The organism is Liquorilactobacillus vini DSM 20605 (assembly GCF_000255495.1).
In the GTDB taxonomy this organism is placed as follows: Bacteria; Bacillota; Bacilli; order Lactobacillales; family Lactobacillaceae; genus Liquorilactobacillus; species Liquorilactobacillus vini.
The window spans coordinates 1-25,122 of record NZ_AHYZ01000169.1 but is presented as its reverse complement, the minus strand read 5'-3'; the positions used below and the strand labels follow the sequence as shown (position 1 = coordinate 25,122).

The 25,122-nt window shown below is 36.2% G+C and carries 22 protein-coding genes; 17 read left to right on the top strand and 5 right to left on the bottom strand.

What is annotated here, in order from left to right:
* Window positions 1–1,221: glycoside hydrolase family 13 protein (locus ON15_RS09295; protein ID WP_141567414.1), on the top strand; the 1,221-nt coding region annotated here is incomplete at its 5' end.
* A 98-nt stretch (window positions 1,222–1,319) separates the two neighbouring features.
* On the opposite strand, the gene ON15_RS09290 is transcribed toward ON15_RS09295, so the two are convergent.
* From ON15_RS09290 to ON15_RS09280, 3 genes are all read right to left on the bottom strand, one after another.
* Window positions 1,320–1,994 (bottom strand): type 1 glutamine amidotransferase, encoded by a 675-nt coding sequence (locus ON15_RS09290; protein ID WP_010581217.1) that lies wholly within the window; start codon window positions 1,992–1,994, stop codon window positions 1,320–1,322.
* 485 nt (window positions 1,995–2,479) lie between these two features.
* A complete protein-coding gene (locus ON15_RS09285) occupies window positions 2,480–3,313 on the bottom strand; it encodes a glycosyltransferase (protein ID WP_010581216.1) in 834 nt (277 codons plus the stop codon).
* A 97-nt stretch (window positions 3,314–3,410) separates the two neighbouring features.
* On the bottom strand, window positions 3,411–4,460 hold the full coding sequence (locus ON15_RS09280) for a glycosyltransferase family 2 protein (RefSeq protein ID WP_010581215.1): 1,050 nt from the start codon (window positions 4,458–4,460) through the stop codon (window positions 3,411–3,413).
* 169 nt (window positions 4,461–4,629) lie between these two features.
* Here ON15_RS09280 and ON15_RS09275 point away from each other — a divergent pair, with 169 nt between their 5' ends.
* On the top strand, window positions 4,630–5,856 hold the full coding sequence (locus ON15_RS09275) for a nucleotide sugar dehydrogenase (RefSeq protein WP_010581214.1): 1,227 nt from the start codon (window positions 4,630–4,632) through the stop codon (window positions 5,854–5,856).
* Between the two features lie 486 nt (window positions 5,857–6,342).
* Here the strand turns inward: ON15_RS09275 and ON15_RS09270 are convergent, their stop codons facing one another.
* The gene (locus tag ON15_RS09270) at window positions 6,343–10,671 is read right to left on the bottom strand and encodes a 2-hydroxyacyl-CoA dehydratase (RefSeq protein ID WP_010581213.1); all 4,329 of its coding nucleotides are present in this window, start codon (window positions 10,669–10,671) and stop codon (window positions 6,343–6,345) included.
* A gap of 188 nt (window positions 10,672–10,859) precedes the next feature.
* Here ON15_RS09270 and ON15_RS09265 point away from each other — a divergent pair, with 188 nt between their 5' ends.
* The 15 genes from ON15_RS09265 to ON15_RS09195 all read left to right on the top strand — a co-directional run bounded on the left by ON15_RS09265 (window position 10,860) and on the right by ON15_RS09195 (window position 24,138).
* The gene (locus tag ON15_RS09265) at window positions 10,860–11,465 is read left to right on the top strand and encodes a TetR/AcrR family transcriptional regulator (RefSeq protein ID WP_010581212.1); all 606 of its coding nucleotides are present in this window, start codon (window positions 10,860–10,862) and stop codon (window positions 11,463–11,465) included.
* Between the two features lie 157 nt (window positions 11,466–11,622).
* Window positions 11,623–12,384 (top strand): ABC transporter ATP-binding protein, encoded by a 762-nt coding sequence (locus ON15_RS09260; protein WP_010581211.1) that lies wholly within the window; start codon window positions 11,623–11,625, stop codon window positions 12,382–12,384.
* A gap of 12 nt (window positions 12,385–12,396) precedes the next feature.
* Window positions 12,397–14,217, top strand: a complete 1,821-nt coding sequence (locus tag ON15_RS09255; protein WP_010581210.1) for an FtsX-like permease family protein — start codon at window positions 12,397–12,399, stop codon at window positions 14,215–14,217.
* Between the two features lie 52 nt (window positions 14,218–14,269).
* Complete coding sequence (locus ON15_RS09250) at window positions 14,270–14,638, top strand: GntR family transcriptional regulator (RefSeq protein WP_010581209.1); 369 nt, start codon at window positions 14,270–14,272, stop codon at window positions 14,636–14,638.
* On the top strand, window positions 14,635–15,507 hold the full coding sequence (locus tag ON15_RS09245; protein WP_010581208.1) for an ATP-binding cassette domain-containing protein: 873 nt from the start codon (window positions 14,635–14,637) through the stop codon (window positions 15,505–15,507). The genes ON15_RS09250 and ON15_RS09245 overlap by 4 nt, the downstream gene beginning before the upstream one ends.
* Window positions 15,504–16,286 (top strand): hypothetical protein, encoded by a 783-nt coding sequence (locus ON15_RS09240; protein WP_010581207.1) that lies wholly within the window; start codon window positions 15,504–15,506, stop codon window positions 16,284–16,286. Before ON15_RS09245 ends, ON15_RS09240 begins: the two co-directional genes overlap by 4 nt.
* Window positions 16,287–16,348: 62 nt before the next feature.
* Window positions 16,349–17,227, top strand: coding sequence for a hypothetical protein (locus ON15_RS09235; RefSeq protein WP_010581206.1), 879 nt, complete (start codon window positions 16,349–16,351; stop codon window positions 17,225–17,227).
* Window positions 17,228–17,248: 21 nt separating this feature from the next.
* Complete coding sequence (locus ON15_RS09230) at window positions 17,249–18,163, top strand: RluA family pseudouridine synthase (RefSeq protein ID WP_010581205.1); 915 nt, start codon at window positions 17,249–17,251, stop codon at window positions 18,161–18,163.
* Window positions 18,164–18,241: 78 nt separating this feature from the next.
* Window positions 18,242–18,889, top strand: a complete 648-nt coding sequence (locus ON15_RS09225; RefSeq protein ID WP_010581204.1) for a metal-dependent transcriptional regulator — start codon at window positions 18,242–18,244, stop codon at window positions 18,887–18,889.
* Window positions 18,890–19,061: 172 nt separating this feature from the next.
* On the top strand, window positions 19,062–19,262 hold the full coding sequence (locus ON15_RS09220; RefSeq protein ID WP_010581203.1) for a cold-shock protein: 201 nt from the start codon (window positions 19,062–19,064) through the stop codon (window positions 19,260–19,262).
* Window positions 19,263–19,354: 92 nt separating this feature from the next.
* Window positions 19,355–20,536 (top strand): MDR family MFS transporter, encoded by a 1,182-nt coding sequence (locus ON15_RS09215; RefSeq protein ID WP_010581202.1) that lies wholly within the window; start codon window positions 19,355–19,357, stop codon window positions 20,534–20,536.
* A gap of 63 nt (window positions 20,537–20,599) precedes the next feature.
* Window positions 20,600–21,349 carry a threonine/serine exporter family protein gene (locus ON15_RS09210; protein ID WP_176692346.1) on the top strand — a complete coding sequence of 250 codons (750 nt, stop codon included), beginning with the start codon at window positions 20,600–20,602 and terminating at the stop codon, window positions 21,347–21,349.
* A 14-nt stretch (window positions 21,350–21,363) separates the two neighbouring features.
* Window positions 21,364–21,801: a threonine/serine exporter family protein gene (locus ON15_RS09205; RefSeq protein WP_010581200.1), complete on the top strand. Its 438-nt coding sequence runs from the start codon at window positions 21,364–21,366 to the stop codon at window positions 21,799–21,801.
* 184 nt (window positions 21,802–21,985) lie between these two features.
* Window positions 21,986–23,428, top strand: coding sequence for an ABC transporter permease (locus ON15_RS09200; protein ID WP_010581199.1), 1,443 nt, complete (start codon window positions 21,986–21,988; stop codon window positions 23,426–23,428).
* A gap of 29 nt (window positions 23,429–23,457) precedes the next feature.
* Window positions 23,458–24,138 carry an ABC transporter ATP-binding protein gene (locus ON15_RS09195; protein ID WP_010581198.1) on the top strand — a complete coding sequence of 227 codons (681 nt, stop codon included), beginning with the start codon at window positions 23,458–23,460 and terminating at the stop codon, window positions 24,136–24,138.
* A 60-nt stretch (window positions 24,139–24,198) separates the two neighbouring features.
* On the opposite strand, the gene ON15_RS09190 is transcribed toward ON15_RS09195, so the two are convergent.
* On the bottom strand, window positions 24,199–25,122 hold a 924-nt coding region (locus tag ON15_RS09190; RefSeq protein ID WP_010581197.1), incomplete at its 5' end, for an LCP family protein.

Below are 25,122 nucleotides of genomic sequence, written 5' to 3'. Positions count from 1 at the left end.
ATTACTGGTATTTATTTAAATCCAATCTTTTTTGCTAACAGTTCGCATCGCTATGATACCAATGATTATTTTCGAATTGATCCAATGCTGGGAACCGAGGAAGATTTTAGAGAGTTAATCGAGAAGCTTCATCAAGCTGGGATCTGCCTTATTCTAGATGGTGTTTTTAATCATGTCGGCAAAGATAGCAAGTATTTCAATGCACGTTGTTTGTACTATGATAAGCAAACTGGTGCTGCTCAACAAAAGAGTAGTCCGTATTATTCTTGGTTTGAGTTTAAACATTATCCCGATGACTATGCAGCTTGGTGGGGAGTTAAAGATTTACCTAAAGTTGATAAAAACAATCCAGCTTTTCAAAAAATGATTTATGCTGACAAAAACAGTGTGATCAATAAATGGACTAGAATGGGGGTCGATGGCTGGCGGCTAGATGTAGCTGATGAGCTGCCAGAGAATTTTATTATCGGATTGCGAGAAACATTGGCACAATTTTCTCAGGAAAAAGTATTATTGGGGGAGGTCTGGGAAGATGCTTCCAATAAAATTGCTTACGGTAGACGACGTCACTATGTAGAGGGGCAGGAATTAGATGGGGTAATGAATTACCCACTGAGACATTGTATTTTGGATTTATTGAGCGACCAACCGTCAAGATCGATTACTGCCGTTATTCGCGAATTAATGAGTTTACGCGAAAATTATCCACGAGATTTTTATTTTAACTTATTAAATAATATTGGAACTCATGATACTGAACGAGTTTATACGGCTTTACATGGAAAAATTGAAAAATTGAGAATTGCTTGGGAACTGTTATTTATTCTCCCTGGCGTTCCTTGTATTTATTATGGTGATGAAGCCGGAATGAAGGGCGGTAAGGATCCTCAAAATCGTGGCTTTTTCCCCTGGAAACATCCAAACCAAAAAATTTTTTCTTTTGTTAAAAAGTGGGTTCAACGTCGCAAGAATTTGCCAGTTTTGCAAAATGGTGAGCTTGTTTTAGGAACTGGAGCTGGTTGTTTAGCAGTTATTCGTTATAATCAAAATTCTTTGGGACTTTATGTGGTTAATTTATCGGCTAAACCGCAAAAACTTGAGTTTGCTAACTTTATTTTTGCTCACGATAATAATGATTTTGGTGAATTTATTTTTACTGAACTTGGACCACAACAGTTAGCGCCATATGAGAGTCGTTTTGAAGTTGTTGATCGCCCTTAAGTTGGATTAGTGTTTAAATTTTGATAGAAAAGCAATAGCTCCCAAACGTTAGTTCTACACTAACATTAGGAGCCATTCTCATTTAAACTAGTGCTTTGCTAAGATTCTTTGGAAATCAAATAATCTAATAAAGCAAACATAACTTTTTTATTCTGTTTCGGAATACCATGATTTAAGACTTGTTGTGATGACTGTTTGAAGATTGAACTATTCAGATAATTTCCATCATTAATGACGATTTCTCTCAAGTTCTCAAGCTCTAATTCAAGATGAAATTGCAATCCAATTACATTTCCTTGATAAACAAATCCTTGGTTTTTGACCAATTTACTGGAAAACAATAGTTTAGCTGCTAATGGCAGACTAAAAGTTTCACCGTGCCAATGGAAAACAGTTAGTTTTCTTGGTAAAGGCGGCGTAATTTGCTCTTTAAGATAGACGGGTGCCCAACCAGCCTCCTTAATTGGAGCAGCTGTGATTTGGCCACCAAGTGTTTTAATAATTTGCTGAGCACCTAAGCAAATTCCCAAAATCGGCACTTTTGTCGCTAAGGCACTTTCAATCAATTGGCGTTCAGTTTTCAGCCATGGTAAAGAGTCATTGACACTCATCGGACCGCCAAGAATAATTAAAAGATCAGTTTCTTCAATTCTTGGGAAAATGCCGAATTGGTAGGGATGATAGATATATATTGTATGTTGATGTATTTGAGCCCAAGTTTTGATCAGACCTGGTCGTTCGTTAGGAGTATGTTGAATAATATTGATTCGCATAGACTCACTCCAGTTTTGCTTTTTTATTAATAGTACAGCTTAAAAAATTTTCAATCCATTAAATTATTAGATCCATAGTGATTTGTTTTAACAGGTGTAGGAAAGTTCTTATTAGAAAGCAAATTAAAAAACGAAATACTGTCGCTAAGATAAAGAATGGTTAATGTATCTGACAAACCAGTTTTGATAATAATTGTCGAATTAATTCAATCGCATTAATAAGTTAATATAATTGAATTATTTTATAAATCAATGGAAGTAGCTATTATTAAGGCCTATATTAAAGTGTTAGAAAGTAATATCAAGTAAAAATTAATTAGAAGTGACATTCATGGTTTAGATGGTATCTGGAGTAACTTATGAGCTTTAGTTACTGTTTGCTTTGAATAATAACTATTTTTGTTTCACATAAATTAGGTACCAATCTCCTAAATATTGGCGTAATCTTTGATAACAATCGATAAATGAAAGCAAGCGTATGCCTATTAGAATATTTTTTGTTTCAAAAAACTTTTTGCGTAAGTGTAACCAATGGTCATTTCTTTTAAAATTTTTTCTTTTTTAGATGTTTTATTTTTGACATCTTCAAGTAAATACTTTTTTATGCTATCGTTAAAATCGATCGACATATTAATCCATTGATATTTTTTTTCAACAGTTTTTAATTTGCGGCTTTCACTGGCATAAGCACTATCATTATGTTTTCTCCAATAAATTAGGTAGTCGGTATAGATGAAAAGACTATCATCAAGGAGGGCTAAACGCCAAAAAAGATCGTCATGAGCATAAGGCGCTTGCCAGTATTTTTTGCTGAGAGTAATGATTTTTTTTCGGATGCAGTAAGTACAACCTGGGCAGGTTACTTTTAAATAGTTATTCCTAAGTTTAATTTGTTTAAGTTCCTTTTTATTTGGAAATGGTCCAATCTTTCTTTGACCATTATCAAAAAACTTTTGATAATTTGAAGCCAAAAGATTAATATTAGGATTTTCCTTCATAATTTTTTCCATTATTGATAATTTATCTTTTCGCCAAATATCATCTTGATCGCAGGTAAAAATTAAATCACCAGTTGTTTTCCAAGCTCCTTCAATAAAATTCTTTCGCCAACCTATATTCTTAGGATTAGATATTAATTTCCAGCTAGTTAGATTGTTACTTTTTATGAAATTGTTAATTAATTGGACTGTCTGATCATTTGAATGATCGTCAAAAATTAACACCTCATTTGGCATTCGCGTTTGATCTTTGATTGAATTTAATTGTGGTAATAAATATTTTTCACCATTATAAGTTGATATAACAACCGAAATTTTCATATATCTAGACATTCCTTTCAAGTAGCGCCCAACAAGATCTGGTTAACCCATGCTTTAAAAGTAGTGAAATGTTACGAGTTCCTAATTCTTATATAATTTAAAAAATAATTTTGTCCCTGAACTTTACCAAAAAATATAATAAAAGCAGTAGTCGATGCTTTAAACTGAAAACAAAAACTTTTTCGGACTTAGTAAGAATTGAATAGTCTAATTCGTCCATTGCTCGTTGATAACGCTGAGTACTTAGCAGCTTATTTATATGTAACTTATTTTCATGAAAGGAATCCGGGTTGTTTTTATGAAAAAAGTAACGTCCCAAAAAAGAATTGAAGCTAGTCAGTTCTTTCATATAAGCGGCTTTAAATAATAATTCTTCTTTACGATAAGTTCTTAAGAATTTAAAAGTTTCATCAAAATATTTCTCAAAATAATCAACTATTTGAGAGGAATACTTTAAAGAAACAGAAGAGGAATCTTTACGATAATAATAAAGTGCTTTGGGCAGATAATAGATTTTATTGGCATTTTCAATGGCGTATAGACAAAAAATATTATCTTGCATACGTTTCATTCCAGGTACAAATTGCAGTTTGTTTTTTGTTAAAAAGCTCTTGCAGAACATTTTTCCCCATGGAACACCGGCAGCAATTAATGGTGGATAATAATCACAGATTTTTTTGCCAATTAGCTGGTATAACAATTTATTTTTTTGAGCACCCATTAAATTTGTTTCCGGTGAGTCAAGAAAGTTATTTACTTTCTGTTGATCATGATGGACTACCAAGCAATTTGAAATTACAAAATCAGCTTGCGAGTGTTTTAAAGAGTTTAGTAGCTCAGCAACGTAACTTTCAGCTACCCAATCATCAGGATCAATAAAGCAAATATAATTTCCCTTAGCCAGACTTAGGCCATGATTTCTAGCTATAGAAACTCCTTGATTTTTTTGGCGAACTGCTGTGATCCGCTTATCCGTCAAACTATACTTTTGACATAAGGCAAATGCATCATTAGTTGAACCATCATCAACTAAGATAATTTCAATATTTTGATAAGTTTGCTTTTGCAAAGTAGTAAGACATTTTTTTAAAAATTCAATCTTGATATTAAAAATAGGCAAAATTAAACTTACTAATTCGTTTTCCATTACTTAAACTCCTTAAAAATTAGTAATTTTGTATTCAATTTAGATTATAATTAATTTAACACAACGTCAAGCTTTAGAAAGGTTTAGAAGCTAAATTCCATGTTAACTATGATATAATATGAAAGTGATTTTATTAATTGAGAATAAATAGGAGAAGGAACTTGCTAAAATGAAAAAAAAGTATCAAATTGCGGTAGCTGGCACAGGTTATGTTGGCCTTTCACTAGCTACTTTATTGTCACAGCATAATGAGGTAACTGCTGTTGATATTGTTAAAAGTAAAGTGGATTTGATTAATCAACGTAAATCTCCAATTCAAGATGAATATATTGAAAAATATTTACAAGAAAAAGATTTGCAGCTTATAGCTACAACTAATGGAGAGAAGGCTTATCGTCAAGCTGATTTTGTAATTGTTGCTACACCAACAAATTATGATAGTAATACGAAGGAATTCAACACAGCAGCGGTTGAATCAGTTATTGATCAAGTCACTGGATTAAATCCGACTGCAATTATTGTTATCAAGTCAACAATTCCAGTGGGCTTTACTAAAATGATTCGTCAAAAAACGGGCAATCGAAATATTATTTTTAGTCCAGAGTTTCTAAGGGAATCCAAGGCGCTTTATGACAATTTATATCCTAGTCGAATTATTGTTGGAACAGAATTAAATGATCAACATTTAAAACGAGCAGCTCAGGAATTTGCAACTTTGCTACAAGAAGGGGCGATAAAAAAGAACATTGAAACAGTATTGATGGGCTTTACTGAAGCGGAAGCGGTTAAACTTTTTGCAAATACTTTTTTGGCGTTAAGAGTCTCCTATTTTAATGAGCTAGACACCTATGCTGAATTAAAAAATTTAAGCGCTGAAGATATAATCAAAGGAGTTTGTCTTGACCCTCGTATTGGTACTCACTATAATAATCCATCTTTTGGTTATGGAGGATATTGTTTGCCGAAAGATACAAAACAACTGTTGGCAAATTATGAGGATGTTCCTGAAAACCTGATTGAAGCTATTGTTGAGTCGAATCGAACACGCAAGGATTTTGTTGCTCAGCAAGTGCTAGAGATGTCTGGGTATCGGCAACCGAATGATGCAAAAAATATTACAGTTGGGGTATTCCGTTTAACTATGAAAAGTCATTCAGATAATTTTCGCCAAAGTTCTGTTCAAGGTGTAATTAAGCGTTTAAAATCAAAAGGTGTTGAAATTATTATTTACGAGCCGACACTTGCTGAAGGCGATAGCTTTTTAAATAGTAGGATTGAAAATGATATCAGTAAGTTTAAAAAGCAATCTAATGTAATTATAGCTAATCGTTACGATCCATTATTGAGTGATGTAAAAGACAAAGTGTATACGCGTGATTTGTTTAAACGTGATTAATTAGCAAAGACAATTAATTTTGTAAATTTAAAATTGATTGATAGTCACGAATTTTTGCTTTTTGAGAGCAGAAATGGTAATTGCCAGCTATTAGGGAAGCATTAAGTACGATCTTTGGTTGGCAAACAGGGCAAAGACAAAAATAAGTTTGCAGCAAGTGAACATTTTGATGGTGATAAGAGCCCTTAGTAATGTAATTTTCGCCAATTTAGGATCAAAAATAAGGGTTGAGTCTTTAGTTCCAAGTAAAAATCGGGCTCAGTAATCTATGAATTAAACATTCCTTCTATACTCGTTGAAAAGCGAGTTTATTTTGAAGATGAGGTTGCCGCTTCATCTTTTTTATAGATAAAACAAAAATTGGTACTAGGATAGAAAAATTTCTATCAGTACCAAATGTTGTAGAATTCAATAATATTTTGAATAATAATAAAGGAATAAAGACAAAATAGCATGTCTTTATTCCTTTATGTTACTTTTTTAAATTTACTCAGCACTAACTGGTCTGCTATGCGAGGAATTAGTCCGAACAACTTGAGCAGATTTTTTAGTTAATTCTTGCTTGCTAGTTGCTTGCTTGGCTAAATTTTTCTTGGCAGTTGCCAACATTAAGCGGATCCGATTCAACTGGTTGACCGCTGAAAGACTAGGATCATAATCGATCAAGGCAATGTTAGCTTTCGGATACTGAGTGCGCAGTTGCTTGACGACGCCTTTGCCAACAATATGATTTGGCAAACAGCCAAATGGTTGCATACAAATAATATTATTGATTCCTTGTTGTAAACTTTCAACCATTTCACCGGTCAAGAACCAACCTTCGCCAGTTTGATTGCCTAAATTGATAATTGTCTCAGCTCCCTGAGCAATTTTTTCAATTGCTTGGCTGGCAGTAAAACGTTTTGATTGCTTCAAGGCATTGTTCATTGGCTTTTCACACAAATTAATTAGTTTAATGGCGACTTCAGCTAAAATTTTATTTTTTAGCGAGAAACCTAAGTGATCATGCTTGTAGATTTGATTGTATAATGAGTAATTTAAAAAGCCAGCAATTTCTGGACAATTGACTTCAGCACCCTCTTTTTCCAAGAGACGAACGATATTGTTGTTAGCAATTGGAGAATACTTAACTAAGATTTCACCAACTAAGGTAACTCTTGGTTTCTGAATTTGTTTAAGCGGGAGTGCATCAAAATCTTGAACGATTTGGACAACATTGTGCTTGAATTCATGGAAACTGCCATTTTCAATATTTGGTTTGATTAATTGAAGCCATTGATGATGCAATTGATCAACTGATCCACCGATTTTTTCGTATGGTCGAGTGCGATAAACGACTTTTTCAAATAGATCACCATATAAAAAGGCTAAAGCAACTCGCTTAACAAGTGGGATAGTTAGTTTGAAACCAGGTGTTTTTTCCGTTCCTTGGGCACCAAGAGAGATTGAAATTACTGGTACTTGCGGAAATCCGGCATCTTTTAAAGCTTTTCTGATTAATGGGATATAATTAGTCGCACGGCAGCCACCACCTGTTTGACTCATCATGACAGCGGTTTGATTGAGATCGTATTTACCACTTTTCAAAGCTTCAATCATTTGACCAATTGTAATGATTGCTGGGTAACAAGCATCGTTATTTACGTATTTAGTTCCTTCATCGACTGAATGCTGGCGCTGAACGGGCAGATTGACTACGTGATACCCACTGGATTTTAAAGCAATGTCAACTAATCCAGATTGATGGATTGGTGAAAGCATTGGCATTAGTAGAGTATAGTGAGATTTCATTTCAGCTGTAAATTTGGGTGGAGTTATCTGATCATTTTGTTCTTCAGGCTTAATTTTACGCTGCTGACGTTCTAAGACAGCAGCTTTTAATGAGCGGATCCTAATTCGAATTGCACCAATATTAGTTCCTTCATCAATTTTAAGGACGGTGTATAAACGGTTGTAATGATTCATGATTTCTTCCACTTGATCAGTTGTAATTGCATCAATTCCGCAGCCAAAGGAGTTTAATTGGACAAATTCCAACTCAGGAGTTTTAGCTGCTAAACGTGCAGCTGCAAATAATCGTGAGTGATAAGTCCATTGGTTGACAACCCGCAGACCTTTGACATCACCTAAATGAGACACGCTATCTTCAGTTAAAACGTTAAATCCCTCAGCACAAATGATCTGTGAAATTCCGCGATTAATTTGCGGGTCTAGGTGATATGGACGCCCGGCTAAAACAACCCCATGTTGCCCAGTTTGTCGCATTTGCAATAAGGTCTCTTCACCGCGGTTTTGGATCCAATGTTTGAAATTATCCATTTCTCTAAATCCAGCGGTCAAAGCAGTTCTAACCTCTTTGACGGAAACACCAAAGTCCTTAAAAGTTTCATATAAATTTTGGGCAGTTGAGTCAAAATCAGCTAAGTTTAAGTAAGGATTACGATAATCTACTTGACCATTGCGGATTTCATCGACATTCATGCGGATCACATCTGGATAAGATTGAACAACGGGACAATTAAAATGATTATTAGCAGCCTTTTTTTCCTGCCGTTCAAAAACAACACACGGATAAAAGATTGTTTTAAGTCCCCGCTTGATCAGCCATTGAATATGACCATGAACTAATTTTGCTGGATAGCAAACGGTATCGCTAGGGATGGTTTCAATTCCCGATTCATAAAGCGCCTCTGATGAGCGAGTTGAAAGTTCAGCTCGAATTCCCAATTCTTTAAAGAATGTCACCCATAATGGATAATTTTCATACATGTTCAAAACCCGTGGCAAACCGATAACACCGCGAGTAGCCAATTTTTTTCGTAATGGCCGGTAGGAAAAAAGCTTACGCAATTTTTCTTTAACCAGATTGACCCGTTGATCTTTCGGTTTTAACTTAATTCGTAATCCTTTTTCGCAACGATTGCCAGTAATAAATTGCCGCCCATCATTAAAAAGCGTAACCGTCAATAAGCAATTGTTTTCACAGCGGCCACAGTGGGTAAAAGTTTTAGTTGATGATAAACCAGCCATCTGTTCAGCCGTCAGTAAGGTTGTTTGATCGCCTACTTTAGCTCGTTCTTGAGCAATCAAAGCCGCACCATAAGCTCCCATTAAGCCAGCAATATTTGGCCGGATAACATCTTGTCCACTGAGCAGTTCAAACGAACGCAAAACAGCTTCATTATAAAAGGTTCCTCCTTGGCAGACGATATGTTTTCCAAGATCTTGAGCAGATCGTGCTTTAATAACTTTAAACAAAGCATTTTTAATAACTGACATTGATAAGCCAGCGGAAATATCACCAACAGTTGCACCTTCTTTTTGGGCCTGCTTGACTTTTGACTGCATAAAGACGGTACACCTGGAACCTAAATCAGCCGGATGCGGTGCCAATAAAGCGGCTTTAGCAAAGTCTTTAACATTGTAGCGCAGGGACTGGGCAAAAGTTTCAATGAAAGAACCGCAACCTGATGAACAAGCCTCATTTAACTGAATTGAGGCAAGTGCACCATTTTTGATATGCATGGCCTTCATATCTTGACCGCCAATATCCAAAATAAAATCAACAGCTGGCATAAAATGATGAGCTGCTTTGTAATGGGCAACGGTTTCGACTTCTCCTTCATCAGCTGCCAAGGCACTTTTGATTAAATGCTCACCATAACCGGTAGTACAGGCTTTTGCAATTGTAACTTGTTTAGGAATCTGCAGATACATTTTGGTCAGCATTTCAATTGTTTTCTTTAATGGGTCACCGTCATTATTGTCATATTTGGTGTACAGAATTTTTTGATCATCACTCATTAAAACAATTTTTGTAGTTGTTGAGCCGGCATCAATTCCCAAGTAGGCAGGAACTTGATAAGCTTTTAAGGACCGTGCTTCAACTTTAGCTTGATCATGACGTTGTCGAAATTCAGCAAGTTCCGTTTTGCTTTTAAATAATGGTTCAAGCGATCTAGTTGGCTGCAATGAGCCTGCTGAATTTTCCAAATTTTCTAAAAGCTGATCAATGGTTGTGCTTGCTTGATCTTTGGCGTATAAAGCCGCACCTTTAGCAACAAATAATTGCGGATCAGGTGGAAAAATTACATCTTCAGGTTTGAGGTTTAGTGTTTCGATAAATCGTTGACGCAATTCACTCATGAAATAAAGTGGTCCGCCTAAAAAGGCAACTTTACCCTTGATTTTATGGCCAGAAGCCAAACCGGCGATTGTCTGATTAACCACAGCCTGAAAAATAGAAGCGGCTAAGTCTGCTTGTCGCGCTCCATCATTGATCAAGGGTTGAATGTCAGTTTTAGCAAAAACGCCGCAGCGTGAAGCAATTGGATAAATATGATGATAACTTTTAGCTAGTTCATTTAAACCGTTAGCATCGGTTTTTAAGAGACTGGCCATCTGATCGATAAAGGCCCCCGTTCCGCCAGCACAAGAGCCATTCATTTTTTGTTCTAAAGAAGAGCCAAAAAAAGTGATTTTGGCATCTTCACCGCCTAATTCAATGGCAACATCAGTTTCTGGACAGTCAGTTTCAACTGTTTTGGTACAGGCAATCACTTCCTGAACAAATTTAAGCTGCAGTACATCCGCCAAGCCCATTCCACCTGAACCGGTGATGGTAAAAGAAATGGGAGTTGTTAAACCAACTTTATCAGCTGCCTCGCTCAAAACTTTTTTGCTGGCCTTTTTGACGTCAGAAAAATGTCGCTGGTAAGTTTGATACAGAACTTTTCTTTGATTATTCAAAATAACTACTTTAACGGTGGTGGAACCGACATCGATTCCACCAAATAATTGATCTTTTTCCTGCATGGAATTTACCTCCATTGTTTGTTGGCAAATGTTTGTTGATTATCATACAAGTGTCGTTTATACTTACTATAGTTAATTTTACTGGAGATATAGTGATATTCAATGATCAAAATTTAATAAGAAGTTGGATAAACAACAGTTGTTTTTTTTTGTTGGATCGCGGCAAAAAAATTAACAAGGAGAACTCGATGAAAAAAGAAGATTTACGAATTATCAAAACAAAAAGATTGATTTTTAGAAGCTTTGTTGATTTGATTTTTGAAAAAGATTTTGCAGCAATTACAGTTCAGGATATTGCTGATCGGGCAATGATCAATCGTTCAACTTTTTATAGCCATTTTCATGATAAACAAGATGTGCTGGAACAAGTTTTCCCGTATGTTTTATTGCCACTATTGGGCAGTATTGAAAATAATATTATTGAATCAGGCAACGTGATTCGTGAAAAAAAGATTATCGAAATTGTTACTAAAATTTTTTTGCAGGTTAAGAGTGAAAAGAAATTTTACTTATTAGTGTTACGGGGACGGAACATGATCTTGATGGATACTTTCAAAAAGTTTTTGCGTGAGCATTTTTCAGAAGTCTTTTCTAAATTACAAGTTAAAAATGGTGATCAGATCATTCCTAATGATTTCATTATTTCATATCTAGTGACGACTTTTATGAGTACGATTTATTGGTGGCTGGAAAACGATTGCCCACTATCAGCAGAAAATATGGCTCGAATTATGATCAAGTTAATCAGTAGTGCTGGCTTGGCAATTGGCAGTTTTCGCATTGAATATGATTAAATACCGAGAAAATTTAATTATCCTGTAAATGTTAATCAAGAGATTAACATTTACAGGATAATTTTTTGCTTTTTTTAAAAAAGTTCTTGTCAAATCCCTCTAAATGTTATATGGTTAGTTACATAAGTGATTAACCATATAACTAAAGGAGAAGAACATGGAAAATAACTCAGTAATTCAAGCACATCATTTGAAAAAAGTTTATGGAAAACAACAGGAAAGAAAATATACAGCTTTAAAAGATGTTTCATTTTCAGTCACTACCGGTGATTTTGTGGGTGTGATGGGGGCTTCAGGTTCCGGGAAAACCACCTTGCTGAACATGTTAGCAACATTTGATCGACCAACGGCTGGAACAGTTGAAATTGCTGGTCAAGATGTAACGCAGCTTAAAGGCAATGCTTTAGCAGATTTTCGGGCAAAGCAAATGGGTTTCATTTTTCAAGACTTTAATTTGTTAGAGAATCTGACTTCTGCGCAAAATATTGGTTTGCCATTATCATTACAAGGTAAGCCAGCCAAAGAAATCGATCAAATCGTGATTAAAATCGCTCAGGCTTTAGAAATTGAAAATTTGTTATCAAAATATCCGGCTCAGCTTTCAGGTGGTCAAAAGCAAAGGATTGCTTGTGCTCGAGCTTTGGTCAATCAACCCCAGATCCTTTTTGGTGATGAACCAACTGGGGCACTTGATTCTAAAGCAGCTCGTGAATTGTTAGGATTGCTGCAGCAAATCAATCAGAAAGAAAAAACCGCAATTTTATTGGTTACACATGATGCCTTTTCAGCTAGTTATTGCCGGCGGATAATTTTTATTAAAGATGGGGAAATTGGCCATGAACTGGTTCGACAAGCTAGTCAGAGCCGGCCGGATTTCTATCAGCAGATTCTTGATCAATTAGGAACGTTTGAAAAATAGGAGGAAATCAGGATGCTTTTTAAATTAGCTGCAAGCAGCGTGCGTCATCGTTGGAAAGATTATTTACTGTTATTTTCAGGCTTAGCAATTTCAAGTGCCATCTTTTATTTATTTGAAACGATTGCTGCTAATCATCATTTTTTGATGACTAATGGTCAAACTGTTTCCAATCTGATTGGCTATGTTTTTGGTTTTGGAGCAATTTTATTAGGACTACTGACTTTAATTTATTTGAATTATGCTAACTCATTTTTACTCAGTATGCGTCAACGTGATTATGGGCTTTTTATTATGCTCGGCACGCGAAAAAAACGAATTGGCCGACTGATTTGGCTAGAGACAATGGTGTTGGGTTCGATGGCAACTTTATTAGGAATCGCTTTAGGAATTGGTTTGAGTTTTGGCTTGAGCAGCTTAGTTATCAATTTTCTAGGCACAGCAGCTACTGCTTATCATGCATTTTGGATTCCAGCTATTATTTGGACACTGGTCATTTACCTTGGCTTGTTTTTGCTAGCGGCAACTTGGAATACAGTTGTCATGACTAAAAAACCGGTTTTGCAATTATTAAAGGCTAATCAGCAGTCAAGCTTCCATCAAAGCAAGCCGTTTATTTTGCTAGTTGAATTAATTACGGGTGTGTTATTGCTAGTAATTGGCTATTACGTTATGATCAAGCCACTAGTTTTTCATCAATATACGATCATCATTGCTGTTTTGACCTTGACTTTTGGCACGTATTTCTTGTTTAAAGCTGTTGTCAATACATTGCTGCAATGGCTGGAACGTTTTTCATTTGCCAAACGCGGCTTAAACGGTTTTACTTTAGCGCAATTACGTTTTCGGATCGCTGATTATACCAAAGTTTTAACCGGAATTACCATGATGTTTGCAATGGCTTTAGGAGCGATCACCGTTGGAATGGGCTTAGATAAGATGATTGATACCACTTCGCGTGTTTCTGGAGCTTATGATTTGAGTATTGTTGATCCAACTTCTCAACAACAGCAATTAATCGATCAGTTATCACTACAGCAAAAAAAGACGTATACTTTTGTTAGAGATGGCAAAAAACTGGTCTTCGCAGCCAATCAATTTAAATCACAGCCGTTTTGGCAAGTCAAGATTGGCGAAAAAGTTGGCCGCCAGATTACTGATGCAAAACTCCAAGTTATTCCAGCACAAAAAACTGATCTATTAGCAAGCGAATTGTCAAATTACTTGGGAATTAGTCGCCAAGAAAGTGGCCAAGTAGATCAAGTCAAAGTTCAGACTGATCTTTCACAGATCACAGGTTCAACTGAGAAAGTAGTCTTTTTAAGAACTAAAAATATCCGACAAAGTGCTCCAATTTTAAAAAAATTAGCACAGTTGGAAAAACAAAAGCATCCTGCGGCAATGAATAATCCTTCACTTTGGCTAGGAGATTGGAACAGTTACCAACAAGTTAGAGTCCTTTATTCCGGCCTCGAATTCATGGCGGTTCTGCTTGGAATATCCTTCCTAGCCATGTTAGCCAGCTGTCTAATGTTTAAAATTTTATCTGGCAGTTTTACTGATATTCCCCGGTATGAATTATTACGCAAACTAGGAACTCATGAGAGCAGTTTGCGTTGGTCAATTAGACGTGAAATTGCAATCTTATTCGGTTTACCAGCGGTTTTAGGCGTCGTGCATGTCTTGTTTGGCTTAAATCTATTTGCTTCCCTGTTGGCTGATCCATATAAAAATCTCTGGCTGCCATTTATAATCTTTGGCTTAATTTATCTGGGATATTATTTATTCCTGAATCTTATTTATCAGAAGATCGTTTTAAAGAAAGTTGACAAGTAAGCTGAACAATAAGTATGCTTGGTTTTGTGCTCCAGACGACGAGGTGAAGCAAATGCAGTTTAATTTTAATAGTACCGAACCAATCTACTTACAAGTAGCCGAGCAAATTACAGAAGCCATTTTTGCTCGGCTTTACGTGGCTGGAGATCAAGTTCCATCAACAACGGAGGTTTCTAAAAAATTTCATATCAACCCAGCCACGATTCTAAAAGGCATGAATTTATTGGTAGCACAAGGATTAATTGAAAAAAGACGAGGCATCGGAATGTTTGTCACCGCCGATGCTTATCAGAAAATTGTTAAGGATCGGAAAAATGAATTTTATGATCAAAAAATCATTGGCATAGTTCGTGAGGCTAAAAAACTTGGAATAGCGCAGGCTGAATTGATTAATTTGATCGAAAGGGGGTTTTCTAATTGACAGGTATTCAAATGAAACAGGTGGCTAAAAATTATGGCAAAAAGGAAATTTTAAAATCACTTGATTTTGAATTACAACCGGGGAAAATTTATGGCTTATTAGGCAGAAACGGGGCTGGTAAAAGTACACTTTTAAACCTATTAGCCAATCGAATTTTTCCAACTAGCGGAGAAATTTTAGTTGATGATCAAAATGTAATTGATAATGCGCAGGCTTTAGGTAAAATTTATTTAATGAGTGAAAAAAATCTCTATCCAGCAAGTCAAAGCTTAGAGCAGTTACTGCGAGGGACCAAGTTGCTTTATGGAAAATTTAATTTCCAACTTGCTTATGATTTGGCAGGTGAGTTTGAGCTCAGTCTGCAACAGAAGTTCAGCAAGTTATCGACGGGCTATCGCAGCATTTTTAAACTGATTGCAGCTTTAGCTACGCCAGCACAATATTTACTGCTGGATGAACCTACTTTGGGATTAGATGCTCATCATCGTAACTTGGTTTATCAGGCAATTATGGATGATTACTTGGAAAACCACCGGACAGTTGTGATTGCAACTCATTTGATTGATGAGATTGCGAATTTAATGGAGCATGTACTGATAATTGACCGTGGTAAGCTGATTTTAGATGGCGAGACAGAAGACATTTTGGCAAATGCTCATTTGGTCGTCGGGCCAGCTAAAGATGTTGCTAAATATACGGCTGGTTTTAATATTATTGGACGAGAGGCACTTGGACGAATTACGGGTTATTATATATATGGTCCGTTGGATGATCAACGAATTTTGCCAGATACAGTTTCAATTGAACAAACTGATCTGCAAAAGCTTTTTATCTATCTGACCAACAATCAAGGAGGAATTGGTAAATGAGCGAACGGCAAAAGGGTGTAATAACATATTTATTCCGTAATACATTGCGGCAAATGGGATATGTTTTTGCCTGGGCACTTTTTGGAATTTTGTTGATACCACTTTTAATTGAAGCCTTGACTACCAATCAATCGATCAATTTTGCCGGCGAATTGCGTAATTTTTCTTTAGGACCAGTCTTATTGATTATTCTTGCAATTATCAGCATGCGTAATTATGATGATTTTCAGTTTATGATCCAAAATGGGGTTTCGCGAAAAATATTTTGGCAAAGCAAAATGGTTGTTTTGAGTATTGCAGCGTTGATTACCCAGCTTTTTGGTTATTTATATCGTTGCCTGATCAGTAATTTTTTAGGATCTGATGGTTGGCAACAAGCCTCACTTTACATGACGGCTTACGGAAAATTTGCTGGTTCAGCTATCATTAATCAGATATTGGCAATTATTTTCTCTTTGCTCTTTGCAATTGCTTTAGTTTTGGGGATGGATTTAATTGGCAGTATCTTCAGCCTCTTTCCAAAAAAGCAGAAGTATCTGATTGGAGTTGCTCTATTGACTATAGGCGTAGTCGGCTTAACAGTTTTATCCAACTGGTCAGCTCAGCATCAAAACCAAGCATTAGCAATAGTTAGCCTGTTTTCAGGGTATTCGCGGCAAAGAGCAATTCATGCTGCTTTAAATCCGACGATGCCTTTTATTGAACTAATTGGGGTGATTATTGTCTCATTATTGGGCACCCGGCTAACTTTTAAACATTTTCAGATCAGAAATGATTGAATTTTTTGCTTGAGAATTGCTTAGAGGAGTATACTTACTCTACAAGGAAGAGGAGACGAGCAATGGAACTTAGCAGAAAAAATAATGGCAGCCATTTTTCAGCTGCTAAAATTAAAAAAAGAAGTCACAGTACAAGCCGCATGGTGACTTTCTTTTTATTGTTGGCTTTATTTGTCAGCAGCTTTTGTTACACGTTAAAAGTCACGATCTTTTCAGCCAATCAAGTCAGCCAAACGCTCACTCAAGATAAGTATGTTAAGCAGCTGCATTCAAGCTTAAATGATTACTTGGCTTCACTGGCTAAGCAATATAGCATTCCAACGGCATTAACCCAGAATTTACTAACTAATTCACAAGTTAAAAGTGATTTAAAAACGGCTGTTGAAAATGCATACGCTGACAAAACAGCAATTTTTGATACTAGTACAATTCAAAGCCAAGTTAAAACTAATCTTGATGCCAAAGCGCAGTCAATTGGTTTGTCCACCGATAATTTGATTTATCAAACCGCTCAAAGCACTCTATTGAGCGGCTTAAATGGAAGTTTAGATCAAGCACTCAATTCACAAACATTGCAGCAAAAGGTTCAACAATTGAATTCGGCACATAAAATAAACTCATTGATTTTGCTGGTTGCTTTAGGTTTTAGTTTATTATTGTTAGTACTTTTAATAGTTGTCGAACGAAACCTTTTTGGTTGGCTGCATTATTTAGGAGTTGCGGCGGCCTATACAGCAATTTTGTTATTAGCTGTTAGTTTCTTACTTAAACAGATAGTAGCAAACTTGGATTTTGCTCAACTTTCAGGTCAAGCAAGCATTGATTTAAACGACTTAGCTAACAGTATTACTCAATTAGTAGTCAGTCAAGCAAATCAGTTAATGATTGTGTGGCTAGTGGTTGCTGTTGCTGGAATTACAGTAGGTTTCTTACGACGATGATAAATTTATAAGGAACGAAAAATGGAATATTTATTAGTTAACAATCTTAATTTTCATGGCTTAATCAAGCAATTCTTGTTAACTAAAAAAATTAGTCAGCGAACGATTAGTCAAATTCGCCGTGGAGAAACGCTGCTGCTGCTTAATGAGCATCCAACTGATTTGAAACAGCTGATTCAGCCTGATGATAAGGTGACTTTGCGTTTTCAACCAGAAGATAATCCGTTGCTTGAACCGAATTATCAGCCAATTGAAGTTTTATATGAAGACACTAATTGGTTAGCAGTCAATAAACCAGCCGGGCTGTCATCCGTCCCTGGGCCAAGCAATCGAACTACAACCTTAGTTAATCGGGTTAAAGGTTATTTGATCAATCAACAAGCAACTGATCTAGTACCACATGTAGTTACCCGTTTGGATCGTTTTACTAGCGGAGTAGTCTTGCTGGCCAAACATCATTTAGCTCAAAGCATGATTGAACCCCAAGTTGAAAACCATTTGCTTGACAAACGTTATCTGGCGGTTGTTGATGGTCAAATGAAAGTTCCACATGCTTTGATTGATTTGCCAATAAAACGAGTATTAGGCCAAGCAAAACGAATTATTGATGAGCAAGGACAGTCTGCGCAGACAGAATACTGGGTACAAAAAGTTGTATTAGGCCAAACGTTAGTTAAAGTCAAACTGTTAACTGGTAGGAATCACCAAATTAGAGTCCATTTTAGTCATTTAGGATATCCTTTGACTGGCGATCAATTATATGGTGGTAGTCAAAATTTGATTCAACGTCAGTCGTTACATGCTAGACAATTGATTTTTAGTGATCCATTTTCAAACAAAAAAATCAAAGTGGTTGCACCTTTGCCACTTGATTTGCAACAATTAATAGGGCAAGTTTTTAGCGATGACAATTTGCAAAATGTTTTTTCAGGTTAAACCAAATTTTCTGGTATAATTAAGAATGAATGTAATAATTTTAAAAAGCAAGGATAACTGAAACAGGGGTGACAATTTATGACTCCAATGAAGGAAGATTATTTGAAAATAATCTTTGAATTAGGTGGCACCAAAAAGAAAATTACAAATAAACAGATTTCATTGAGCTTGAATGTTGCAGCTGGTTCAGTTACAGAGATGGTCAGTAAGTTAGTCAAGGAAGAATTAGCTTCACATACACCTTATGCAGGGATCTCACTGACACCTAAGGGCATCGAAGTTGCTGAACAGCTGGTCAGAAGGCATCGCTTATGGGAAGTCTTTTTGTATGATAAATTGGAATATAAATTAGCTGATGTGCATGATGATGCTGAAATCCTGGAACACACAACAAGTGATCGTTTGATGAACCATTTAGATGTCTTCTTGAATTATCCAACGCATTGCCCGCATGGTGGGGTTATTCCCAGCGCTGACGGCAAATATCAAGAAGATAGTCATTTGGTATTGGCCGATGTAACTGATGGACAGGAGGTAGTTGTTGAACGGTTCATTGACAATCATGATTTATTGACTTATTTGGATGATTTAAAGCTGAAGATTGGTGATCGCTTAAAAGTAATTGCTCATCAGCCATTTGAAGGTCCAGTTAAGATTCGTTTAATTTCTGATCAGCAAGAAATGAATGTCAGTTTTAAGGCAGCTCATTATATCTTCGTGAAATAAGTTGGGTAATTAGCTATCTTTTTTGCAAAAGCTATGTTATACTCAAATTGTATTTTTGTATGGGTTACCGTGGTTAGATTGTTTCAAATAACTTTCCCCATTTGTGCCGATCAAGAATTACAATTTTATTAATATTTAGAAGTGCCCAAGCGGCACAAGGAGGATTTTTATTATGGAACAAGGTACTGTTAAATGGTTTAACGCAGACAAAGGTTTTGGCTTTATCACTCGTGAAGATGGCAGCGATGTATTCGTACATTTCTCAGCTATCCAAGGTGATGGCTTCAAGACTTTGGATGAAGGTCAGCATGTAACTTTTGATGTTGAACAAAGCGATCGTGGACCACAAGCTGTTAACGTTGTAAAAGATTAATTATTAAGCTTATTTTTAAAGTTATTAAATAATTAAAAACGTGTTCCGGAGCAGGAGTCAACTCTTGCTCCGGTTTTTTTTTGGAGGAAAATATGAAGCAACAAAAACAATTAAAACTTAACTGGCTTTTAATAGGCAGCTTGCTGGTCAGTACTGGAACCAGTTTTATTTGGCCTTTAACAACAGTTTACATGCATGATTATTTGCAGCAAACTTTGTCTTTAGCGGGAGTAGTTTTGCTGATCGAGTCAGTGGTCATGATTGTTGGGAGTTACTTGGGCGGCTACATTTTTGATCATTTGCATTTCCATTTTTGGCTGCAAGCCGCTTTAGGTTTGTCGGTTGTGTCAATGTTTTTATTAATTTTTTTCAATGGCTGGCCAGCTTACCCGATTCTATTGATTTTGAATGCTTTTGGCGGCTCGATTGCTAATACCATTATCAACTCGTTAGCGACTTTAGTTCAGGGTAAAGACTCACGTTATGTTTTTAATATGCTGTATTTTATGGCTAATGTCGGGGTTGTTTTAGGAACAATGCTGGTTGGAACGGTGATTAAGTATGATATTCGCTTTGTTTTTGTGATAACGTGGATCTTATTTATTATTTTTTGGCTAATAGCACAGTTTCACTACAATGTTAAAAAGCCTCTCAATGTTAAAAATTCGCAAAGCCAGCTGGCAATTACTAAAGTGAAAACTGCTCAACCTAATATCTGGATGATCTGCAGTTTATTGTTAGTTTATTTGGCAATTGAAATTGGCTATTCGCAATGGCAAAGTAACTTATCAATTTATATGCAGAGCTTAGCTATTTCGCTCCAAAAATACAGTTATTTATGGACGCTAAATGGAGTCTTGATTGTTATTTTACAGCCAGTTTTAAATTATTTAGAAGAACATTATCAAATTAATCAGTTCTATAAAGCTTTTTATGGTTTTGCTTTATTTGGTGTTGCCTTTGTTTCATTGGTATTTGCCAAAGATTATCTGCATTTCATTATTTCGATGGTCTTAGTGACCCTGGGTGAAGTAATTGTTTTTCCAACGATCCCGGCGTTAGCAGATCGTTTAAGTGCCCCAGCTGAAAAGGGCAAGTATCAAAGCTTTATCAGCATTTCGGCCTCATTGGGCCATGCTGTTGGTCCATTGCTTGGCGGGGTCATTATCGAAACTTTATCATATCAATTTTTATTTATAGTGATGACAAGCCTTGTTATTATTACAAGTTTGATTTGTTTAGTAATCAAATTCATGTTATTTACTGAGCAATGAGGAATTATCAATTGCAAATTTAGCCAGTTTATAAGATAATTTGCCCAAAGGATCCAGGAGGACATGACATTGCAACGGTATGATTTAATTATTGAAACAGTTTTATTAGCTGGCAAAATTATGATTGAAAATGGAGCCGATATGGCAAGAGTCGATGATACTTTGAAACGAATTGCCCGTAATTCGGGAATTGAGCAGCCTAAGATTTTTGAAACAACCACCGGAATTTTGATGTCAATTCCAGAAAAACGTTCGTCACAAGTTGAACCAATTCAAAAACGGACAATCGATCTAGAAAAAGTATCTTTGGTAAATCAAAACTCGCGTGCCTATCAAGCTGGCAAAATAACTTTAAAAGAATTGCATGATAACTTAATCAAATTAAATATTTCAACGCCGTTTTTTTCTTTTTGGCTCCAATTATTGGCAGCAGTTGTTGTTAGTTGTACCTTGCTTTTGATGTATGGGGGCAAATGGCAAGATCTTTTAGCAACGGCAATTGCAAGTGGCTTAGGATATAGCTGCTATTATTTTATTAATAATCATTTGCGGATTCGTTTTGTTAGTGAATTTTTAGGCTCTTTTTTGATTGGATTGACAGCTGTTTTAGCAGTTCGTTATTCTTGGGGCTATGAAGTTAACATGATAACAATTGGTGGGGTTATGCCATTAGTGCCAGGGGTGCCGATTACCAATGCCGTTCGTGATATTTTTGCTGGTCATTTACTTAGCGGCAGTGCCCGTGCCCTGGAAGCATTTTTAAGTGCTTGTGCAATAGCAATGGGAATTGCATTTGTTTTTCGGTTTATGTAAGTGAGGATTGAAAGATGACTTATCTATTAATGCAGATAATTTGTTGCTATTTGGCAACTTTAGGTTTTGGGATCATTGTCAATATTCCACATCGAGCTTTGAATGCTTGTGGTTGGGTTGGAGTTTTGGGCTGGTTAACTTTTTTAGGATTGCGGACGATCAATGCGGGAACAATCTTATCCAATTTATTGGCGGCTTTGATGATTGGACTCAGCTCAATGGTTATGGCTCAAAAATTAAAAATGCCAATGATTTTATTTAATATTCCAAGTTTAGTTCCATTAGTCCCTGGTGGTCAAGCTTATAACGCTGTTCGAAGTTTTGCTTTTGGCCATGATTTACAAGGAATTGATTATTTGGTTCAAGTATTGATGATTGCTGGTTCGATTGCAATGGGATTTTTCATTGCGGAGCTGGTAGCACGAGCATATTTTAAAACAGTTCTCAAATAATTGAATTATTTATTTCAGATTTGAATAACTGACAAAAAATTGTCAGTTTTTTTTTGATTTAATAACTTTTCAAAAGTAATCTGACTTTTGATCGCAGAAAATTCTCAAAAACTTCAAAATCTTTCTCTATACTCGAGCATATCGATTTAATTTAATAGAAATGATTATGGTTGGAGGATTGAAGATGAATTTTATAAAACGCGCCTGGCTGAATGTGATCAGAAAAAAGGGCCGTACATTATTATTAATTTTGATCATGTCAGCAATCTTGCTGTTTGTTTTTGCTGGTTTACTGATTCAAGAAGCAGCTTCAAAAGCCGTTGATAATGCTAAGCAAAGTGCTAATGCAACAGTTACTTTAAGTGCTAATCGAAGCAATGCTTTTCGACAGTTGCGGAAACATAAACAGCAAAAAAGCCTAACTTTCTCAAGTGTAAATTTGAAAACTGTTCGGCAGATAGCTAAATCAGGTTATGTGAAAAATTATAATACATTAAGCAGTACCAATGGAACAGCTAAATCGTTCAAAGCAATCAAAACCACTACAACTAACCAACCGGCTGGCCCAATAGGGGAAAAAAGCAAATCCAGTAGTAGTTCCAGCAGTTTGTCGTTGGATGGAGTGACTTCGACAGCTTTAACTTCAGCTTTTTCGGAGGGAACTAATAAGATAGTTTCCGGCAGAGGGCTAACGGTCAACGATCAGGGAACCAATCATACGGTTATTGAAAAACAATTAGCTAAGCAGAATGATTTAACGGTTGGTGATCAAATTAAAGTCAAAGTTTCAGGTAAGCTTGTTAAACTAAAAATTGTTGGAATTTACCGAGCAAGTTCAGCCTCAACAAGTCAGACACAGCCGCAAATGAGTGATCCAGCAAATACGCTTTACTTGTCAAGTAAATTCGTTGGTAAATTAAAAGGAACACCGCAAAAAGTTGACTCAGTTAGTTTTACAATGACTGATCCAGCCAAAGCTTCATCCTTCATTAAACAGGCGAAAAAGTCAATTAATACGACCAAGTTCTCTTTGACAACTAATGATGCAGTTTATCAGACTATGTTAACCCCTTTAAATAATATCAAGAGTTTCTCACAAAAAATTATTTGGTTAGTTTGTATTGCAGGGACAGCTATTTTGACCTTGCTCGTAATTTTAATGGTGCGTGAGCGTCGTTATGAAGCAGGGGTTTTATTGGCACTGGGAGAAAAGAAAAGTAAAGTCATTTGGCAGTTTTTTACCGAGTTATTTTTAGTAATGCTTGTTTCTTCCGTGATTGCGCTGATTGGCGGTAAATATGCTGGTAACCTAATGTCTAAGCAACTAATTCAGCAAACAACAGCTCAGACAACTTCGGTTAGTGGTGGTCAAACTGGCGGAATGCCAGGAGGCGGTGGTAATTCACAGGGAATGATCCAAGGCAATTCTCAAGGACAAAAGCAGCCTGCTCAAGGTCGAAGTAATGCGTCAGCAAGTCAAAAGCAATCATCAACTTTAAATTTGAAGATCAGTGTTAAAAATGTTCTGGAGCTATTAGGTTTTGGCTTATTGATTATCTTTATTGCAGTGATTTTAGGTACGATCAATATCTTACGCTGGCCACCAAAGAAAATTTTAACGATGTAAATTATTTAATATGATCTGGAGGGATTAATTTGCTAAAAGTCGAGGATTTAACCTATCAATATCCAAAAAGTGATAAGAAACTATTTGAACATGTCAATTTAGAATTTGATGCCGGCGAGCTATATGCAATTGTTGGCCGCAGTGGGGCAGGAAAAACAACTTTTTTATCACTGCTGGCCGGTCTGGATGTTCCAACTAGTGGCAAGCTTAAATATCAAGAGCAAATGGTTACTGCCAGTACTTTGTCAGAATATCGCCGCAAAGATGTTTCAATGGTTTTCCAAGCATATAATTTATTTGATTACATGACTGTTATGGAAAATATTCTAACGGCTATGGAACTGACGGGCTCAAAGAATCGTCATGATCGTCAATATGTTTTGCAGCTGCTGGCAAAAATTGGAATTGACCGGCAATTGGCAGATAAGAAAGTAGTTTTCTTATCAGGAGGACAGCAGCAACGTGTAGCGATTGTCCGAACAATGTGTTGTGATGCACAATTAGTATTAGCTGATGAGCCGACCGGTAATTTGGATGAAGATAATACTACTGAAGTCATTAATTTGTTTAAGAAATTAGCACATGAAGAGAACCGCTGCGTGATTATTGTGACCCATGAAGCTGAAGTTGCTCGAAATTGTGATGTTCAAATCGAATTGCATCAAGGGCATTTTAGTGTTCAAAGAAATCTTTGCCGTTCAAGTAAATGAAAAATTAAGAGGCTGGGAAATTTTGATTTTCCAGCCTCTATTTAATACAATCTTGAGTGTTTAATTCTTAGAATTAGTGTTAATTTTATTTGAGCTGCTTAAAGTACTGCCAGTAGTTGCTGCTTGGAGATTCAAAGCCTGACGCAATTCATTAGTAACTCGTTGCTTTTCAGTTTCAGGAACGGCTTCAAAGGATACGCCATCAATCTCATCTTGTTTTCCTTGAGCATGATCAGAACTGATATTTCTTGAAGTATGGCGATAGTTCAGTGCCAGCATTTCAAAATCTTTAAAGGTCAGATCAGTTTGTAACTGTTTGCTGATTTCGTTGAAAAAAGATGTTGACATTAAATTCTTCAAATTGCCAGCTTTATGAGCAATTGCTGCTAAGACTTGTCGCTGCCGCTGCTGCCTTCCATAATCTCCCAGTGGATCACTGTGGCGCATGCGAACGTAAGCCAAAGCACGCTTGCCATTCATGGTTTGAGCAGTACCTTTTTTAAAAGAATAACCGCCATAACTAAATGTCAGTAGCGGGTTAATTTTTACGCCTCCGACTGCATTAACCAAGTTTTCCAATCCACCCATATTAATTGTTGCGTAAAAATCGATCGGTACATTTAAATATTTCTGTACGGTTTTAACCGCCGTACCTGAACCACCATAATCATAAGCTGAGTTTAATTTACTAGGAAAATAATTTTCGAATCCGTAAACTGCAACCAGAGCATCACGCGGCAAACTAACTAAGGTTACCTTTTGCTTTTTAGGATTTAAAATGGCCACAATCATAGTATCAGTTCGACCTTTAAAGTTTCTGCCTAAAGCGCCAGTATCAGTTCCCATTAATAGAATTGAGACTGGCTTTTTTTCACGTAACATTTGCTGAGTGTCACGAGCTTTAGAAATTTTGGCGGAATTATAAACTTTATCAGCGGTTTTTTGAGCTGCTTGGTAGAGCTGATCAAGATGATGAAAGAAAAA

Coding starts and splice junctions, on each gene's coding strand:
- ON15_RS09290 (WP_010581217.1), bottom strand. CDS start 1,994: ATGCGAATCAATATTATTCAACATACTCCTAACGAACGACCAGGTCTG.
- ON15_RS09285 (WP_010581216.1), bottom strand. CDS start 3,313: ATGAAAATTTCGGTTGTTATATCAACTTATAATGGTGAAAAATATTTA.
- ON15_RS09280 (WP_010581215.1), bottom strand. CDS start 4,460: ATGGAAAACGAATTAGTAAGTTTAATTTTGCCTATTTTTAATATCAAG.
- ON15_RS09275 (WP_010581214.1), top strand. CDS start 4,630: ATGAAAAAAAAGTATCAAATTGCGGTAGCTGGCACAGGTTATGTTGGC.
- ON15_RS09270 (WP_010581213.1), bottom strand. CDS start 10,671: ATGCAGGAAAAAGATCAATTATTTGGTGGAATCGATGTCGGTTCCACC.
- ON15_RS09265 (WP_010581212.1), top strand. CDS start 10,860: ATGAAAAAAGAAGATTTACGAATTATCAAAACAAAAAGATTGATTTTT.
- ON15_RS09260 (WP_010581211.1), top strand. CDS start 11,623: ATGGAAAATAACTCAGTAATTCAAGCACATCATTTGAAAAAAGTTTAT.
- ON15_RS09255 (WP_010581210.1), top strand. CDS start 12,397: ATGCTTTTTAAATTAGCTGCAAGCAGCGTGCGTCATCGTTGGAAAGAT.
- ON15_RS09250 (WP_010581209.1), top strand. CDS start 14,270: ATGCAGTTTAATTTTAATAGTACCGAACCAATCTACTTACAAGTAGCC.
- ON15_RS09240 (WP_010581207.1), top strand. CDS start 15,504: ATGAGCGAACGGCAAAAGGGTGTAATAACATATTTATTCCGTAATACA.
- ON15_RS09235 (WP_010581206.1), top strand. CDS start 16,349: ATGGAACTTAGCAGAAAAAATAATGGCAGCCATTTTTCAGCTGCTAAA.
- ON15_RS09230 (WP_010581205.1), top strand. CDS start 17,249: ATGGAATATTTATTAGTTAACAATCTTAATTTTCATGGCTTAATCAAG.
- ON15_RS09225 (WP_010581204.1), top strand. CDS start 18,242: ATGACTCCAATGAAGGAAGATTATTTGAAAATAATCTTTGAATTAGGT.
- ON15_RS09220 (WP_010581203.1), top strand. CDS start 19,062: ATGGAACAAGGTACTGTTAAATGGTTTAACGCAGACAAAGGTTTTGGC.
- ON15_RS09215 (WP_010581202.1), top strand. CDS start 19,355: ATGAAGCAACAAAAACAATTAAAACTTAACTGGCTTTTAATAGGCAGC.
- ON15_RS09210 (WP_176692346.1), top strand. CDS start 20,600: ATGACATTGCAACGGTATGATTTAATTATTGAAACAGTTTTATTAGCT.
- ON15_RS09205 (WP_010581200.1), top strand. CDS start 21,364: ATGACTTATCTATTAATGCAGATAATTTGTTGCTATTTGGCAACTTTA.
- ON15_RS09200 (WP_010581199.1), top strand. CDS start 21,986: ATGAATTTTATAAAACGCGCCTGGCTGAATGTGATCAGAAAAAAGGGC.